The 14,932-nt window shown below is 62.9% G+C and carries 13 protein-coding genes; 7 read left to right on the top strand and 6 right to left on the bottom strand.

What is annotated here, in order from left to right:
* Positions 1–167 precede the first annotated feature (167 nt).
* From RCH15_RS16860 to RCH15_RS16840, 5 genes are all read left to right on the top strand, one after another.
* Positions 168–2,651, top strand: coding sequence for a DEAD/DEAH box helicase (locus RCH15_RS16860; protein WP_326961811.1), 2,484 nt, complete (start codon positions 168–170; stop codon positions 2,649–2,651).
* A gap of 411 nt (positions 2,652–3,062) precedes the next feature.
* Positions 3,063–4,091, top strand: a complete 1,029-nt coding sequence (locus RCH15_RS16855; RefSeq protein WP_326961810.1) for a nucleotide-binding protein — start codon at positions 3,063–3,065, stop codon at positions 4,089–4,091.
* Between the two features lie 31 nt (positions 4,092–4,122).
* Positions 4,123–5,712 carry an AlbA family DNA-binding domain-containing protein gene (locus RCH15_RS16850; RefSeq protein ID WP_326961809.1) on the top strand — a complete coding sequence of 530 codons (1,590 nt, stop codon included), beginning with the start codon at positions 4,123–4,125 and terminating at the stop codon, positions 5,710–5,712.
* A 285-nt stretch (positions 5,713–5,997) separates the two neighbouring features.
* Complete coding sequence (locus tag RCH15_RS16845; protein WP_326961808.1) at positions 5,998–6,276, top strand: hypothetical protein; 279 nt, start codon at positions 5,998–6,000, stop codon at positions 6,274–6,276.
* Entirely contained in the window at positions 6,276–6,689 is a 414-nt protein-coding gene (locus RCH15_RS16840; RefSeq protein ID WP_326961807.1) for a hypothetical protein, read from the top strand. The genes RCH15_RS16845 and RCH15_RS16840 overlap by 1 nt, the downstream gene beginning before the upstream one ends.
* Positions 6,690–6,795: 106 nt before the next feature.
* Here the strand turns inward: RCH15_RS16840 and RCH15_RS16835 are convergent, their stop codons facing one another.
* On the bottom strand, positions 6,796–7,542 hold the full coding sequence (locus tag RCH15_RS16835; RefSeq protein WP_326961806.1) for a haloacid dehalogenase type II: 747 nt from the start codon (positions 7,540–7,542) through the stop codon (positions 6,796–6,798).
* A gap of 45 nt (positions 7,543–7,587) precedes the next feature.
* On the opposite strand from RCH15_RS16835, the gene RCH15_RS16830 reads away from it, so the two are divergent.
* Positions 7,588–7,725 (top strand): hypothetical protein, encoded by a 138-nt coding sequence (locus tag RCH15_RS16830; RefSeq protein WP_326961805.1) that lies wholly within the window; start codon positions 7,588–7,590, stop codon positions 7,723–7,725.
* A gap of 260 nt (positions 7,726–7,985) precedes the next feature.
* On the opposite strand, the gene RCH15_RS16825 is transcribed toward RCH15_RS16830, so the two are convergent.
* Positions 7,986–9,461, bottom strand: coding sequence for an SLC13 family permease (locus RCH15_RS16825; RefSeq protein ID WP_442784537.1), 1,476 nt, complete (start codon positions 9,459–9,461; stop codon positions 7,986–7,988).
* A 12-nt stretch (positions 9,462–9,473) separates the two neighbouring features.
* A complete protein-coding gene (locus RCH15_RS16820) occupies positions 9,474–10,592 on the bottom strand; it encodes a PrpF domain-containing protein (protein WP_326961804.1) in 1,119 nt (372 codons plus the stop codon).
* 240 nt (positions 10,593–10,832) lie between these two features.
* Between RCH15_RS16820 and RCH15_RS16815 the strand changes: the two genes are divergently transcribed.
* A complete protein-coding gene (locus tag RCH15_RS16815) occupies positions 10,833–11,771 on the top strand; it encodes a LysR family transcriptional regulator (RefSeq protein ID WP_326961803.1) in 939 nt (312 codons plus the stop codon).
* Between the two features lie 23 nt (positions 11,772–11,794).
* Here RCH15_RS16815 and RCH15_RS16810 read toward each other — a convergent pair whose 3' ends face one another.
* The 3 genes from RCH15_RS16810 to RCH15_RS16800 all read right to left on the bottom strand — a co-directional run bounded on the left by RCH15_RS16810 (position 11,795) and on the right by RCH15_RS16800 (position 14,883).
* Positions 11,795–13,096 carry a flavin-containing monooxygenase gene (locus RCH15_RS16810; RefSeq protein WP_326961802.1) on the bottom strand — a complete coding sequence of 434 codons (1,302 nt, stop codon included), beginning with the start codon at positions 13,094–13,096 and terminating at the stop codon, positions 11,795–11,797.
* Positions 13,097–13,098: 2 nt separating this feature from the next.
* Positions 13,099–13,485: a TfoX/Sxy family protein gene (locus RCH15_RS16805; RefSeq protein ID WP_326961801.1), complete on the bottom strand. Its 387-nt coding sequence runs from the start codon at positions 13,483–13,485 to the stop codon at positions 13,099–13,101.
* A 105-nt stretch (positions 13,486–13,590) separates the two neighbouring features.
* On the bottom strand, positions 13,591–14,883 hold the full coding sequence (locus RCH15_RS16800; protein WP_326961800.1) for an ArgE/DapE family deacylase: 1,293 nt from the start codon (positions 14,881–14,883) through the stop codon (positions 13,591–13,593).
* Positions 14,884–14,932: the final 49 nt, after the last annotated feature.

The raw sequence follows: 14,932 nt of genomic DNA, 5'->3' as shown, positions 1-14,932 counted from the left end.
GACTGGACATGATTACTGGATTCCTGGTTCTCGCCCCACGCGATTAAGCGGACTTGCTATGAGCCCTTGGTACCGTTCCAGCCTGACACGTAGGGAGGAAGCGACCTTCTCGGGCACCAGCTAATCCGGAGGAGCTTTTCGGTTCTCTACCCAAGACGCCGACCCGTGTGCCTGCGCTTTGGGCACATCAAGCAGACCAGCTGCGCTCCTACTTCGAAGAGCACAAGAACAGCCCGGATGTTGCATTGGAACTGCCCACTGGCTCGGGAAAGACCCTCATGGGTCTTCTTATATCAGAGTGGCGGCGGCGATCACTATCGCATCGAGCGGTATTCGCGTGTCCGACACAACAACTTGCCGAACAAGTTCATGCCTCAGCCCAAGCGCAGGGGCTAGAGACAGTCCTCCTCATAGGCAGGAGCGTCCAGTGGGATGATTCTGACTTGAACGCATACACTCGCGGCCGAGCAACAGCTGTGACTACCTACAGTCAGATCTTTAGCGCCTATTCCAAGCTGTCAGATGCACAATCCATCGTCTTCGATGATGCGCATGCAGCGGAGGGCTATGTTGCAGAGTCATGGGCCCTGGAAATTCCGAAAAGGCTCTCCGTATATCAGCAAGTTTTCGACACTCTAGCTGAAGACCTGGATCCCTTGTTAGTCGCGCGAATTTCAGACGGCGACGCCAGTGAGGCATCCGAGCCTGAGGTGAGGATGCTGCCCTTAGCAGTCGTCGCCAAAAACAAGACGGCGCTGGCCCAAGTCCTGAAGAACGCCATCCTCGAAGAGGAAGACCTGAAGTGGTCCGTGCGGCGCGTTTTACCTCATCTCTCGTCATGCCTGTTCTACGTGGACAAGTCGCGGTGGTACGTCCGTCCGATGATCCCACCCACGTTCGAGCATGGGCCCTTCACCAACCCCGCACAGCGGATCTACCTCTCGGCAACGATTGGCGCAGGTGGTGAACTTGAGCGCGCCTTCGGACGACCTGCAATAGCAAAGATCGGTGTTCCGGCGGCTTGGGAAAAGACGGGGAGCGGACGACGCTTTTTCGTTTTCCCCAGTCTTGCTGAAGCCGCGCAACTACCGGGCGTTGTGCCTGAGGGTGCCCCGCCTCTCACAAAGCAGCTTTTCGACCTGGCAGACAAGCGACTTATTTTGAGCCAAAACGGCAAGACCACCGAACAAATAGCAGTGGTGCTGGAAGTTCCCGAAGATGAGATATATCGCGTCAGTAGCAGGCAGTTCAATGAATTTGCTGAAGCTAACGTAGGAACTCTACTAGCCGCAAACAGGTATGACGGGATGGACCTTGCCAACGAAATCTGTCGGATGATGTTGATTCACGGACTGCCAGGTGCCAGTCACCTTCAAGACAGATTCTTCGAATCAAAGCTTCGAGCCAGAAGAGTCCTACAGGAGCGGCTCCGGACCCGTGTAGTTCAGGGCCTTGGTCGATGCACGCGAGGGCCACAAGACTATTCAGTTGTCGTAGTGCAGGACGAGTCTCTCGTCAGGTTCCTCTCACGCGATGAGAACATCGAGGCTATGCCAAGGGAGATGCAAGCCGAAATTCGATTTGGTCTCAACACAAGCGAAAATGTCACAGAACCGCAGCTCGTGGCGCTCACACGAAGTGCTTTGAAGCAGGACAAGAAGTGGACGGCTCAGGCCGAACCGCAAATTATTGATTGGCGAGAGGACTCCGAGGTGAAACCCTATGCCGAGTCCAGTGAACTTGCTGCTTCAGCGGCGAAGGAGGTCCGGGCTTGGCGCGAGGCCTGGACCGAGCAGTGGGCAGCAGCCGGCCAGCTCGCGATGGAGGTCCACTCAGAATTGAATGGAAATGAACTAACCCCTTATCGATCGCTTTGGGCCTATCTGGCTCACTCTTGGTTGGCCTTGGCCGCCGAAGATGGCGCGCCAACCAGCAAGAAATCTCAAGAGTATTTAGATCTCGCGCACAACTCGTCGTTCGGCACTACTTGGCTCAAGGAGATCCAGCGCGTCAAGTCTTCCACTCCTACGTTGGAAGAATGGGACAAGCAGGCGGTCGCGGCAATTCATGGGAAGGCGGCCGCCGGGACCCGGCCAACGAAGTTGCAAAGCGAGTTGACTCAGATGTTGGCCGATGTGGGGCAGACAAACTCCAAGATCTACGAGCGCGGACTCACTGCCCTCGGGACATTCCTTGGTACGCGGGCTTTCAAACCGGAAGGTGATGCGCGGGCGGACAGCGTTTGGCTTCTGCCGGAGTTGTGGATGGCGATGGAAGCGAAGAGCGAGCAGCTCGTAGGTGGCACCATCAATCCGACCTATGTTCGTCAGACCAATACCCAGCTGGACATGCTGGCCGAAGACGAGGGGGTGGAGGGATATCCAGTTCAGAGCATCAGTGTCATCATCAGTCCGAAGGGAGTCGTGCGGCCCGAAGCTGTTGCTGGTGCTAACAAAAACGTCTATCTGGTGGTTCCAGAAACGATCAGGGAAATCGCAATCGAAACCAAGAAGGCTTGGGCAACAATTAGGACGTTCGCGACTGATCAAGAAGACAAGGGGCAACGGAATGAGGTCGCCGGCATCCTATGGGAGTGCGGCCTTCTCCCGACGCAAATTAGAGAGCGTCTCACTCGTGATCCTGTCAAATAGTACGTGTCTGGATGCCCTCGAATCGGAGGCGCAACCGAGTTAACTGCGCTCTCATTTAGTGGTCGCAGTTGGGGCAACTGTCATCAAATCGACAGTCGCCCCTGCTGCGCGGTTTCCTCCGAACAGTCTCGCGGGGAGCCCCAGGTATTGCCGAACCCGCAGGCTGTGGCGTTCCAATGCGTCTTAGCCAGATCGGAAACTGTGTCGCTCCGTCGGAGGTAGGCCAGCACGTTCGAAGTCGGCAGTCACGGAGCCTTGCTTCAGGTAAGTGGTCCACAGGTTTACTGAACCCGGAAGATTACGGAAACCAGCGTCGCGCCGTTTGCTGATCGGGTCCCCGATCCTCTCGCGTTGGTGGACCCGCTCGTCACGACAACACTTCCATAACGGTTAGTCCCCTAGGATTAGCCAATGGTGTCCTCACTCTTTCCTCCTCGCCTGCGCGCTTTGATTGCCAAAGCCTTAGGCTCCAGTACCTTCATTACGCAGTCCGATCTGGATAATCTTTGGATAGGTTACGGCTCTTATGAAGGTCCGCTGTCCGGTAATAAACCTTCGAAGGCCAATACTCTGGTTAGGTCCATCGCTCAAGGCTCAGATGCTGATGATCAGTTCCTGGCAATGCTCAACGATGTGTACTACACCTCTGGTGAAGGTGACCGCAGACGGAATGATGCCGAAGCGTTCAAGCCACTGCTCGTCGATCTCCTACGCCGGGGGTTCATCATCGATGAAGACGAGGGAATCCAGAAGCCCGCTTTGAAACATTCCAGCGTTTCAGAACCCGCGTCCAAAAATCAGGTCGTACCAGCCCATGTGCCCGGCTCGACAGCAACGCCAACAGTTAGGACAGAAGTGGATAAAATAGGCGACGGCCGCTCAGTATTCATTGTTCACGGTCGAAACACCGCAGCTAGGGACGAGTTGGCCAAATTTCTTCGCCACCTTGACGCTAAGCCAATCAGCTGGACTGAGGCAGCTGCCCTCACGAAAAAGCCCTCGCCGACCACGATGGAAATCATCAACGCCGGTATGGCCAAGGCCCAAGCGATCGTTGTCATCTTCACACCGGATGACGAAGCTCAACTTAAATCCAAGTACGTCAAAGCCGACGATGGACTACACGAGAAACAACTGACCGGGCAGGCCCGTCAGAATGTTCTTCTTGAGGCAGGGATGGCCCTGGGGGCAGCACCAGGCAGAACTGTTCTCGTGCGCCTCGGCCAGATTCGGATGATCTCCGACATCGAGGGAATCAACTGGATCGATCTAGGTGATGGCTGGGATGCCCGTACCCGACTCAGGGATGCGCTGGTCAACGCCAACGTCAGTCTTGAACTAAACAAGGACCTTACGGCGCCTGATGCCGGGAAATTCGCAGGCATAGATCTTGGTCAAACGACGGAGACCAAGCTGGTTCAGCAAAGCGTCGCTAGCTAGACGTCGCCGAGCAAGTCTCCAGGATCAGCAAATGAGTGCAACCGAACCTGAATACTCCGGCCCCATGCCGCCATTTGCATATGACGGCCAGGTTGGTGAGGAAAAGCTTGGTGAGCTCCTCGCTGTTGGAGCCGAACACTCCTACTTGGATTTCAAGACAGAACTAGATCTCAAAGACCCAACAAAAAAGCTCGACTTCATCAAAGACTGTGCAGCCATGATGAACCTGCCGCGAGGTGGGTACCTGGTGATCGGCGCACACGATGATGGAACACCGGCTAAGGGTTTTGAGGCGCCAACGAAGGAGATGTTCGATTCAGCCGCGCTGACTGAGATGGTCAAAGGCTACGTGGATGCACCTATCGATATCCGTGCCCAGGTTCACACCCTCCGCTTGAAGGGCGTCTATGCCAGCATGGCCGTCATCTACGTCGCACCGCCAGCAGACGGTATGCCTGCGGTGACGTCAAAGGCCGGCACCGCACAAAGCCAGGGCGGTGGGCGCATCCATCGCTTCGACCGAGGAGTGATCTTCACCCGCGAAGGATCCTCGAACGTTCCGGTTAGCCATAGAACTTGGGGAAATGTACTAGCGAACTTCAGGCAGCAACAGCGGGCGGAATCACGGCAAGATGTTGACGCGCTCATACGACGGACACTTCAAATGATGGGAAGTGGAGCTGCCCCGCCCAGGGTCCTGCCGCTTTTGAACATGGATTCGATTACCTTCTCTGAAGCCGTAGTTTCAAACCTCAGAGACGGTAGTACCAACGTTCTGCGAAGGTTCCTGATTACCGGCAAGAACGCTTACCTCAACAGCGCAAGCGATGTAGGTCGCAAGACGGCACTGAACAAAATCACGGCCGTGGCAGTTGAAGCACTTCTCTTGAGCGATATTGCTGCCGTCGAGTACGCCATGGATGCGCTCTTTGTGCTTTACGAAAGCCACCTGGTCGATCCGACTCGCACGGGTGGCAAACCAGGAGCGCAACCCATGTGGCTGGACATCATCCTGCACACCATGGTGATTGGTGCGGCGGCTGTCCGGGGTGGCATGTACGAAGCCATTCCCACCATCGCCCTGCGGAGAGTAGGCGACGAAAAATACTCGTACCGGTCTTGGATCCGTCACGGCCTTACCGAGGCGGCAAGGGCAGGACTATTTGTCCGGGCAGGTGAATCCTCGAAGGGCGGAAACTTGATCGCGCTTAGTTCAGAACTGATGGTAGAGAACCCGACGTTCTGGCCAGATATTCAAGGGTTTTCAGCCTCCGATCCAACTGCGGCGTTCGTAGATTCCCTTTGTCAGTTCGATTTTCTGTGGTGCTGTCTTTCCGTGGCCAACGTCGGAGAAGGACCTTTGTCAGCGTCCTTCTATCCGAGTTGCTCCGCTTACCACCAGTCAAGGATTCTTCCTCTGTTTCGAAGACTGGAAGCCGAACCGAAAATTAGGAACGCGGTCTTCGGAGACATCCCGGAGCCACAGATAGCGAACGCCATCATCACCGTGATTGAGATGGCCTACAGACAATCCTGGGATTACGGTGGCTGGTGGGACAGCCCTAGCGACCTTCCCACTAACGGATGGACCAAGAAGACGGCGACGCCGATTGATACTTAATTCGAGCCACGCCTCTAATGGTCGATGCAGGTTCCTGGAATCATTTCTGGTCCTCGCCCACGAAACCATAGACAGAGGAAGATCCCTTGGTCTGTCTTGAGTTCTGCTTGCTCCCGGTCCGGAAACCACCGTGCTCGTTGAGGGATCCGCCTGCGGGCGGCCGATTCCTTCTCCTAATCCGACTCGGTGTCTCGAGACCTCTGTGTACCGAGACGCATTCGATGCAAGACAACTAAATGCCCGGTTGAGCGATACCGAGCGATTACAGAAGGCCGCCAGTGGCCGGTGACCAGTCCCGCTAGTGAATTCCGGCCCCTTGAGCTTTCAGCGGGACTGGATGAAGCCCTCGCGCAAGCCGGCGCGGCACCGCTGGAAGCCCGGCCCCTGGTGGTCTCCATCGGCTCGAGTACAAGCGCCGACGTGATGCGGCGGAAATTCGCCAACTACCACCAGCCCGTCAGCACGGTCCTGCCGCTGGTCCGGGGGCAGCTGCACAACATCGCCGTTGGCCACTCCGTCCACGTGAGCAAGGCCGGCTACATCGCGGCCGCCCGTATCCGCTGATGGGAGAGTGCACAGCGGTCTGGCTTTCGTGGCTGGACGATGTCCAGCTGATGGCCCTCGACGAAACGGAGCCCAACTACCGGCGGATCCAGCTTGACGGCGAAGCCTGCCCGCTCGTGGTGGACCACGAGGATCGTCGGGGGGAGTTTTCGCTGTTCACCTCGCGCTGGGGCGTGCTGATTGACGGCGACGGCGGGAAGCTTCCCTTCCTCGACCAGCCCGCCCTCTTCGGGCTCCTCGCCGGCAGCGGCACCAGGGACCTCCTGGAGGAGGGGAAGTCCGTGTTCGGCGGGCCGCCGAAGCTTGTAGCCGAGCAACTCGCGTTGCCCTCGGTCCAGGCATGGGCCAGGGAATGGTTCAGCTCGGCCGGCCTCGCCGCACCAATGGACTTCGACGGGCCTTGCGCGAGGTAGCCCTCTGGAAGGTCGCTTTCACCCGGCGGCGATGTTTCCGGCGATGTGGGCTGTAATCGGCATCGCGGCACAGGATTCAGATCACGAAGCCGTATGCGGCATCAGCTCAGGCCTCGAGCTCGTGGGCCAGTTCGGTGATGCTCGATGCCGAGAGGTCCCAATCGCTCTCCGGCGTCAGATCCGCGGTCTGGCCCGGGCCGTATTCGGTGGGGCGGGCGATGAACGCCGTCGCCAGCCCGGCCTCCCGGGCAGCACGCAGGTCGTTGTTGTGGGCGGCCACGAGCATCACCTCACCGGGCCTGAGGTCCAGGAACTCCGCAGTCCGAAGGTAGGCCGTGGGCATCGGCTTGTACGTGCGCGTCATGTCCGAGCCGATGATCACGTCCCACGGAAGGCCGGCGTTTCTGGCCATGTCCAACAGCAGCGAGGTGTTGCCGTTGGAGAGCGGACCCACGATGTAGCCACGGCGGACGGCGGCCAGACCTTCCAGGCTGTCCGGCCATGGGGGCAGGCGGTGCCAGGATCTGTTCAACTCCTCCAGGGTTGCTGCGTCCAGCCGGTCCGGATCGAAGCCGTGGTGGCGGAGCACCTGGTCCAGGTTTTCGCGGTGGAGGGTGTCCAGGGTGGCGAATGCACGTGATCCGGAGCGGATGGACTCCATTGCCGGCTGGTAGAGGGCGCGCCAGTCATCGGCGAACGCCCCGGCATCGATATCCTGTCCGTGTGTTGCGGCGAAGGAGGCCGCCTGCCGGGCGACGCCGGTGCGCCAGTCCACCACCGTGCCGAAGGTGTCGAAGAGGACGGCGCGTACCCCGCACCCGGTTGACGGTGAACGGTATGGCTGGATCGTCATATCCTGTCTCCTTCCCGAAACTTCCCTGACGGTTAGTCTGGCAGTATGCGCACTGATTTCGATCCCGCAACCACGTCCGCCCGTGATTTCTACCGGTTGCTTACCGCAGTGGTGGTTCCCCGGCCCATCGCCTGGGTTTCGAGTGTCCCGCCGGATGGACTACTGCCGCCAATCCATGGGTAGCGAGGCACGCCCAGGGTGTCGCAGATCGGGCCCCGCCTTCCGGTTGATCAGTTGCTGTTCGTGCGACCCAACCCCTTCGTGGCAAGCCAAAGGCAGGGCGGCTGTGAAAGCCGCCCTGCCTTTGGCGCGTCCGCGTCTTCCCTGCGCCCGTCTGTCGGGTTTCCTGTTGCGGTGGAGTGCAGGGTTGTCCCGTCCGCGTGCCGGACGTGGATCCGGCAGTCTTTTACATATCAGCGCGAGCTCTGGACCGGCGGTGCAGCCTACATAACCCCGGTAGGCACCAGCAGCGCCCAGGCCAGCGCGGGAGCCACGAGAACAACTCCTCCGGCGTACATCATGAGCTGGCGGTAGACGCGCTGGCGGTCGTTGTCGCGGGCGTTCGCCACCACCAGGGCGCCGTCGGTGGAGAAGGGCGAGACGTCCACCACGGTGGCCGCGATGGCGAGGGCCGCGACGGTGCCGGAGGCGCTTAGTGAACTCGTGGCCAGCAGCGGACCGGCCATCGGGATGAACGCGGTGAGCAGCGCCGTCGAGGACGCAAACGCGGAGCCGACGCCGATGACGTAGCAGAGGACCAGAGCGATCAGCAGCGGCGCCCCCAGGGCCAGGGCCATCTCGGCGAGGGTGTCGATGACGCCCACGTGCTGGAGCAGCGAGACGTAGGTGATCATGCCGGCCACGAGCAGCACGGTGGACCACGAGACGCCCCCAATGAACGTCTTGTGTTCCTTGATGTTGACGAACGCCAGCAGCAGGCCGGCGGAGAGGGCGACGAACCCGATCGGCAGGTGGAAGCCCAGGGTGCACACCAGGATCGCGGCGATCAGAACCAGCGTGAAGATCTGCTGGCCCCCGGGACGGCCGGTGCGGGGCGTGTCGAGGCCGGCGTACTCGTTGGCGTGCTTGTCGCGCAGCTTGCCCAGCAGGGCGAACAGCACGATGGTCAGCGCGGAGAGGATGAAGTTGAGGGCGAAGCTGGCCGTGAAGAGCCCGCCCTGCGAGATGGGGAAGCCGTTCTTCAGCGCGATGTCATGCACCAGGACGCCGGCGACGGAGAGCGGGGAGAAGCCGCCGGCGTGCGCTCCGTTGATCACGAAGGCGCCCATCAGGACCGGGTGGATGCGCGACTCGTAGGCCAGTCCCAGTGCCGCCGGTGCCAGCAGCGCCACGGCCGCCGGGGAGAAGGTGCCCAGCGCCGTCAGCGCGGCAGCCAGGAGGAAGAACACCCAGGGCAGCAGCATGGTCTTGCCCCTGACCAGGCGCACGCAGGTCTGGACGATGATGTCGATCGACCCGTTCCGCTGGGCCATGCTGAAGAAGTAAGTCACGCCGATGATCGTCAGAACGATGCTGGCCGGGAAGTCCTCCAGGATTTCCTTGTCGCTCATTCCGAGCATGAAGTAGCCGACGCCGAAGGATGCGACCAGTCCCATGACGCCGATGTTCAGCGGCCATTTTGTGGCGACGACAAACATCACCACGAGGATGACGAGCGGGATGATCTGGGTGGCGGTCATGGTCTGCTCCGATCCAGAGGCGGCCGCGGGGTTGAAGAGGACACCTCCGAACAGGAGGGCGGCCAGACCCATGATAGTGACGGCGGCTACCGTCATCAGCAGGACGCGGCGGCGGCGGTCGGGGCGCCCGGAGGGCTCGATGCGGGTGCCGCCGGGGGCGGTCCCTACATCCGTCTGGTCCGTGGGCTGTTCTGCAGTCTTTTCTGAGATGTTAGTCATGATGCTCTCTCCTCATTGAGTAGCGCTGGCAAAGGAGGCGCCGACGGCGGTGCCGAGGGCCTCGGGAAGGTGGATGGTGGTGGAGGCGATGGTGCGGGCTGTGCGGTCGACGCCGACGAGCAGCGACCCGTCCCGTTCCTCGCTCCAGGTTTCGATGACCCCGGCCGGGGTGCGCAGCCGCAGGGTGGGGCGAACGGTGCGGCCGGTGATGTCGGCAAGCAGCGTGCCCGGGGTGCGGGCCGCGAGGGTCAGGGCGATGCTTCCGGTGATGGCCAGGGCCGGGTGCGGCTTGCCCATCGAAAGCATGACGACGTTGACGTCGCTTTCGGCGTCGGACGGGGCCGGGGCACCCACGACGGCGACCTTGGGGACGGCGCGGGCGGCGTCGGCGGGAGTGGCTGCCAGCCCCATCCGCACGGCCGCCTGGCGCCGGATGTGCTCCAGGGTGTCCAGCTGCAGTTCCAGCCCGGCGGGCCAGCTGCCGAAGCGCTCCGGGTCCAGGCCCAGGTCCGCGGCGCGCAGCATGACTACCGGCGCTCCGGCGTCGACCATGGAGACAGTCCAACGGGTTCCGCCGGCGACGATGGTGTCTGAAGCCGATTCCGTGGGAAGCAGTTGGCCGGTGGTTTTGCCGGCCGGGTCCAGAAAGCCGAGCCCCACCCGGTAGCCGGGGAACGGCACACCGGGCATCTGGGCCTGCGGGACGATCGGCAGAGCGCCGGCCGGCGTCGACACCCGCTGGATGATGACCTGGCCGGTGTTGGTGTTCCGGGTGACGATCCGGGTGACGTCGCCGGTGGGGACCACCCAGCCCTTTTCGATGGCATACAGGCCGACCACTGCCGAGCAGTTGCCGCAGTTGCTGCCCCAGTCCACGGTCGCCTCTTCTATGCCGACCTGGGCAAAGGTGAATTCGACGTCGACGCCGGCGTCGGCAGGGCGGTGAACGATCATCGCCTTGCTGGTGGTTGAGGTGGCGCCGCCAACGCCGTCGACCTGCCTGTGGTCGGGGCTCCCGAACAGCCGGGGCAGCAGCACGTCCGGGCTGGTCCCGGTTTCGTCCAGCTGGCCGGTTTCGAAGACCCAGCATTTGCTGGTGCCTCCGCGCATCCACTCCGCTTCGATCTTCATGGTCTGTTCCTTGCTTCGATTCTGCCCCGAGGTGTTCAAGGGCTTGATTCGAGATTGATCCAGATCACAAATGAAGACAAGGTTGGATTTCTGCAAAGGAGTGTAGCGATGCTTAATTCGCCTGGGTGCAGGATGTAAGTGCCTGCCTCAGGCGGTGGTCCCGTCGGAAATCAGCGGCTGTTCCCCGCGAATCAGGCGGTGAATGTATAGAATTAACTGATTCAACAGAAGGGTAAAGCGTTGCTTAACGATCATGATCAGGAATTGTTCGACATTCGGCGCCTTGCCTTGCTAGTGGAGGTGGTGGAGCAGGGATCCATCACCGCCGCAGCCGAGCTGATGATGTACACGCCCTCCGCCGTCTCGCAGCAGCTGCGCAAGCTTGAGCAGGAAGTGGGGCAGCCGCTCCTGAACCGCCGCTCCCGCGGGGTGGTGCCCACCGAGGCGGGGCAGATACTCGCCGGCCATGCACGCAAGATCATCGGGCAGATGCGGGCGGCGCAGTCGGACCTGGACCAGATCGCCGGCCTCAAGCGCGGCTCCCTGACCGTCGGCACCTTCCCGACACTCGCCGGATCCTTCCTGCCGGTGGTGATCCGGGCGTTCAAGAAGAGGTACCCGGCCATTGGCCTGTCGCTGCGCAGCGCGCGCTTCGATGACCTGGTGAGCGACCTGCAATCCGGAGTGACGGGCCTGTGTCTGCTCTGGGACTACCCCTGGAACCGCTTTCACGACGATTCCATCCGGATCACGGAGGTGTTCCAGGAGAGCACGGTGCTGCTGGTCTCCCGCAGCCACCCGCTGGCCGACCGCGACGAGATCCGGATGGAGGAGCTCCGCAAGGAATCATGGATCGTCCGCGCCGAGGCCCACCCCGTCGTCGAGGTGCTGCAGCGCTCCGCACACGAGGCGGGGTTCGAACCGACCATCGGCTTCCTGGCCAACGACTACCAGGAAGCGCAGGCGATGGTCAGCGTCGGAATGGGTGTGGCCATGGTGCCGAAGACGGCCGTGGCCTTGCAGCACCCGGACGTCCGCGTCATCAGCCTCGGCTCCGCCGCGCCCCTGCGGCGGGTGCTGCTGGCCCAGCGGCAGGACAAGGTCTACGCCCCGGCAGAGGTCGCGTTCCATTCCACGTTGCTGGAAATCGCCCGCGAACGGGCCGGAGACTACTTGTAACGACGGCGACGGCGACGGCGGCGTCACCGCCGTGCGATGTGCCCTGCCACGAACTCCGCGTCGTCACCCACCACCGGGAGCGTGGCCGACAGGTGCTTGGTGAGCCAGGGGAGGCCGACGGCGTAAAGACCCGGAACCTCGGTGACACCCCGACTGTGGCGCGGGTAATTCCACGCGTCGAGCACCGGGATGTCGAGGAAGCTGAAGTCCAGGCCGTACCCGGTGGACCAGATGACCGAGGTGACGCCGTCGGCGTCGAGGTCCAGGCGGGCCCCGGATTGCGTGGGCAGCCAGTCGTCCGCCGGCACCGGGTCAGCGGCCGGTGCGTCGATGCCGGCCGCCTCGATGTAGGCGTCGGCCAGGCGCCCGAGCCGCGCACCGAACCCGGCCTCCACCAGGGCGAGGCGTGCGGGGAGGTCGTCGCTGAAGACGAGTTCGCCGTCGTCCGTGCCCTCAAACCGGCCGTGCAGCCGGATACCCCGGCGGCCGAGGTCCCGCAGATGGATGCTGTGGCCACCGCCGTTGCCGGAGATCAGCGGGTTGCACAGAAAGCGCGCGGCGGGGGAGGGGAGCTGGTCTGTCTGGAGGCCGTTGATGCCGTATTCGGGGCCGTGGAGGTTGACCTGCAGGATCCAATAGAAAACGTCCTGGCCGCGGTACCGCCGCGGGGCCTCGGGGCAGGCCGAGACGGAGAGGTGGACCTCGCGGCCGGCCTCGAGCAAGTCCTCGGTGATTTGCCCGCCGGACTGTCCGGTGCCCACCACCAGCACGGCGCCCTCCGGGAGCTGTTGCGGGTTGCGGTAGTCGTGGCTGTGCAGCTGGCGGATGTGGCCGGGAAGAGCGGCCGCGGCCGGCGGGACCCGCGGGACTTGGAAGGCGCCGTTGGCGAGGACCACGTTCCGTGCCTGCCAGCGGCCGTGATTGGTGTCCACGGCGAAGCCGCCGTTGGCCGGGAAGCCGCCGTTGGCCGGGAAGCCGCCGTTGGCCGTGCTGACGCGGGTGACTTCCATGCCGAGCCGGACCGGTGCCGCGATTCGCGCGGCGTAGTTCCGGAAGAGCCCGATCACCTCATCCCGGGGGAGGAAGGCGTTCGGTTCGGGGCCGTCGTAGGTCATGCCCGGCAGCAGGAACGAGAAGTTGGGTGTGTTGAGGTAGAACGAGTCCCACCGGTCCTGCCACGCGCCGCCGAGTGTGTCCCGCCGTTCCAGCAGCTGATGCTCCACGCCGTGCCGGGTCAGCCAGTAGCTCGTGGCCAGGCCGGCCTGCCCCGCACCGATCACCAGGGTGTCGATCTTCTGGACTGGGCCCGCGGCGGTGGAGGGCATGGCTACTTCTTCGCGACCTTCGTATTGGGGGCCTTGGGAGCCTTCGGCGGCAGTCCGGCCACGTGCTCGAAGGCCTTCTCCACCCAGGCCCGGGCCCGCGCTTTGTCGCCGTCGCCCTCGCCGTTCCAGACCTCTGGCAAGCCGGTGTATCCGCCCATGGGGCGCTCGGCGGGCCCGAACGGAACCGTCCGCTCCGTGCTTTCGAGCAGTTCTTTGTCCTCGTCGGCCAGTTTCACCCCGATGGTGGGGCCGAACAGGCCGGCGAACATGTTTCCGTGCACGAAGGCGCCGAGGTTCCCGAACATCGGCTTGATCACCACCTCGGGGAAGTCCGGGAGCACCGCGCGGAAGTGCTCCTTGTCGGCGTCGGACGCTTTGGGCATGTCCATCGGTACCTCCGGAAACTGCGGGTGCGGAACAGTTCCTTTTGCAGGATATGCCCGCGGCCGGATCCGGTATAGACCGTGCCGGAGGGCACCGGCTTAGCCCGCGGTTTAGCTCCCCGCCACCGCCGCCGGCCGCTCGTCCAGGCCGCACCAGTCGGCGATGAACAGGGCAATGCTCTTGGTGATCCGGCGGACGGACTCGACGGAGACCCGCTCGTCGAAGCCGTGGATCGACTCCGAGACCGGGCCGTACACCAGCGCGGGGGTGTCGGCGTAGAGGGCGAAGACCCGGCCGTCGAGGTAGCCCGGGGTGGTAAAGCTCTCCAGCTCGCCGCCGAAGACCTGTTGGTGGGTGCGGCCCAGCAGGGTTTCGGCGTCGCTGCCCGGTTCCAGCACGTAGCCCTCGGCGAAGAACCCGGTTTTGACGCCGACCGCCTTGATGGGGTCCGGGCCGGTGCCCAGCTGCGCGAGGCACTCCCGGAGTTCAGCCCAGGCGTCCTCAGCCGCGATGCCCGGATAGATGGCCGCCCGCACGTCGAACTCGCACCACGCCGGCACGCTGGAAGGCCAGTCCCCGCCGGCGATCCCGCCGAAGTTGAAGTTGATCGGGTGCTCCAGGTCTTCGAAGTGGCGGTGCTGTCCCCGCTCGGCGTTCCACTTCTCCTCCACCTCACGCAGCGCGGTCATCGCCGTGTACGCGGCGTCGATCGCGTTGAAGCCGGTGCCCATCTCGCGCGGGTGGGTGGGGTTGCCGGTGACCCTGACCTTGAACCAGAGCACACCCACGTTGGCGCGGACCAGCATGTCCTCTTCCGGTTCGGGAATGATCACCGCGTCGGCCTGGTAGCCGCGCATCAGGGCGGACAGGGAACCGTTGCCCGTGCACTCCTCCTCGACGACGGACTGGAAGTGGATGCGCCCGGCCGGCTCGAACCCGGCGGCGCGAACGGCGTCGAACGCGAAGAGGTTCGCCGCGAGCCCCGCCTTCATGTCGCCGGCACCGCGGCCGTACATCCACCCGTCGATGACCGGGGCGTCCCAGGGGTAGCGGGACCAGTCCTCGGCCGGGCCCTCCGGGACGACGTCGATGTGGCCGTTGAGGATCAGCGACCGGCCGCGTTCGGTGCCGGGGCGGTAGGTGCCCACCACGTTGGTCATCCCGTCATAGGAAACCGTCACGGGGCCGAAGCCCTCATGGGCGGCCAGCTCCTGCGCGTCCAGCTCCCAGCGGTCCATGTCCAGGCCGCGGCCGGACATGGCGCCGAACATCAGGTCCTGGGCACTGCCCTCCCGAGTCCGCAGTGACGGGTGCTTGACCAGGTCCTGGGTGAAGGACAGCTGCGCGTCGAAGCCGGCGTCGACGGCGTCGAGGATGCGACGGGTGTGGTCGTCACTGAGCATGTTCGTCTCCTAACGGGCGGGGAGCCGTCCGCCGGACGGCTCCCCGCTG

The sequence above is a fragment of the Arthrobacter sp. MP_M4 genome, from assembly GCF_035984855.1.
Taxonomy (GTDB): domain Bacteria; phylum Actinomycetota; class Actinomycetes; order Actinomycetales; family Micrococcaceae; genus Arthrobacter.
The sequence above is the reverse complement of the archived record's forward strand: the minus strand, read 5'-3'. Positions and strand labels throughout refer to the sequence as shown.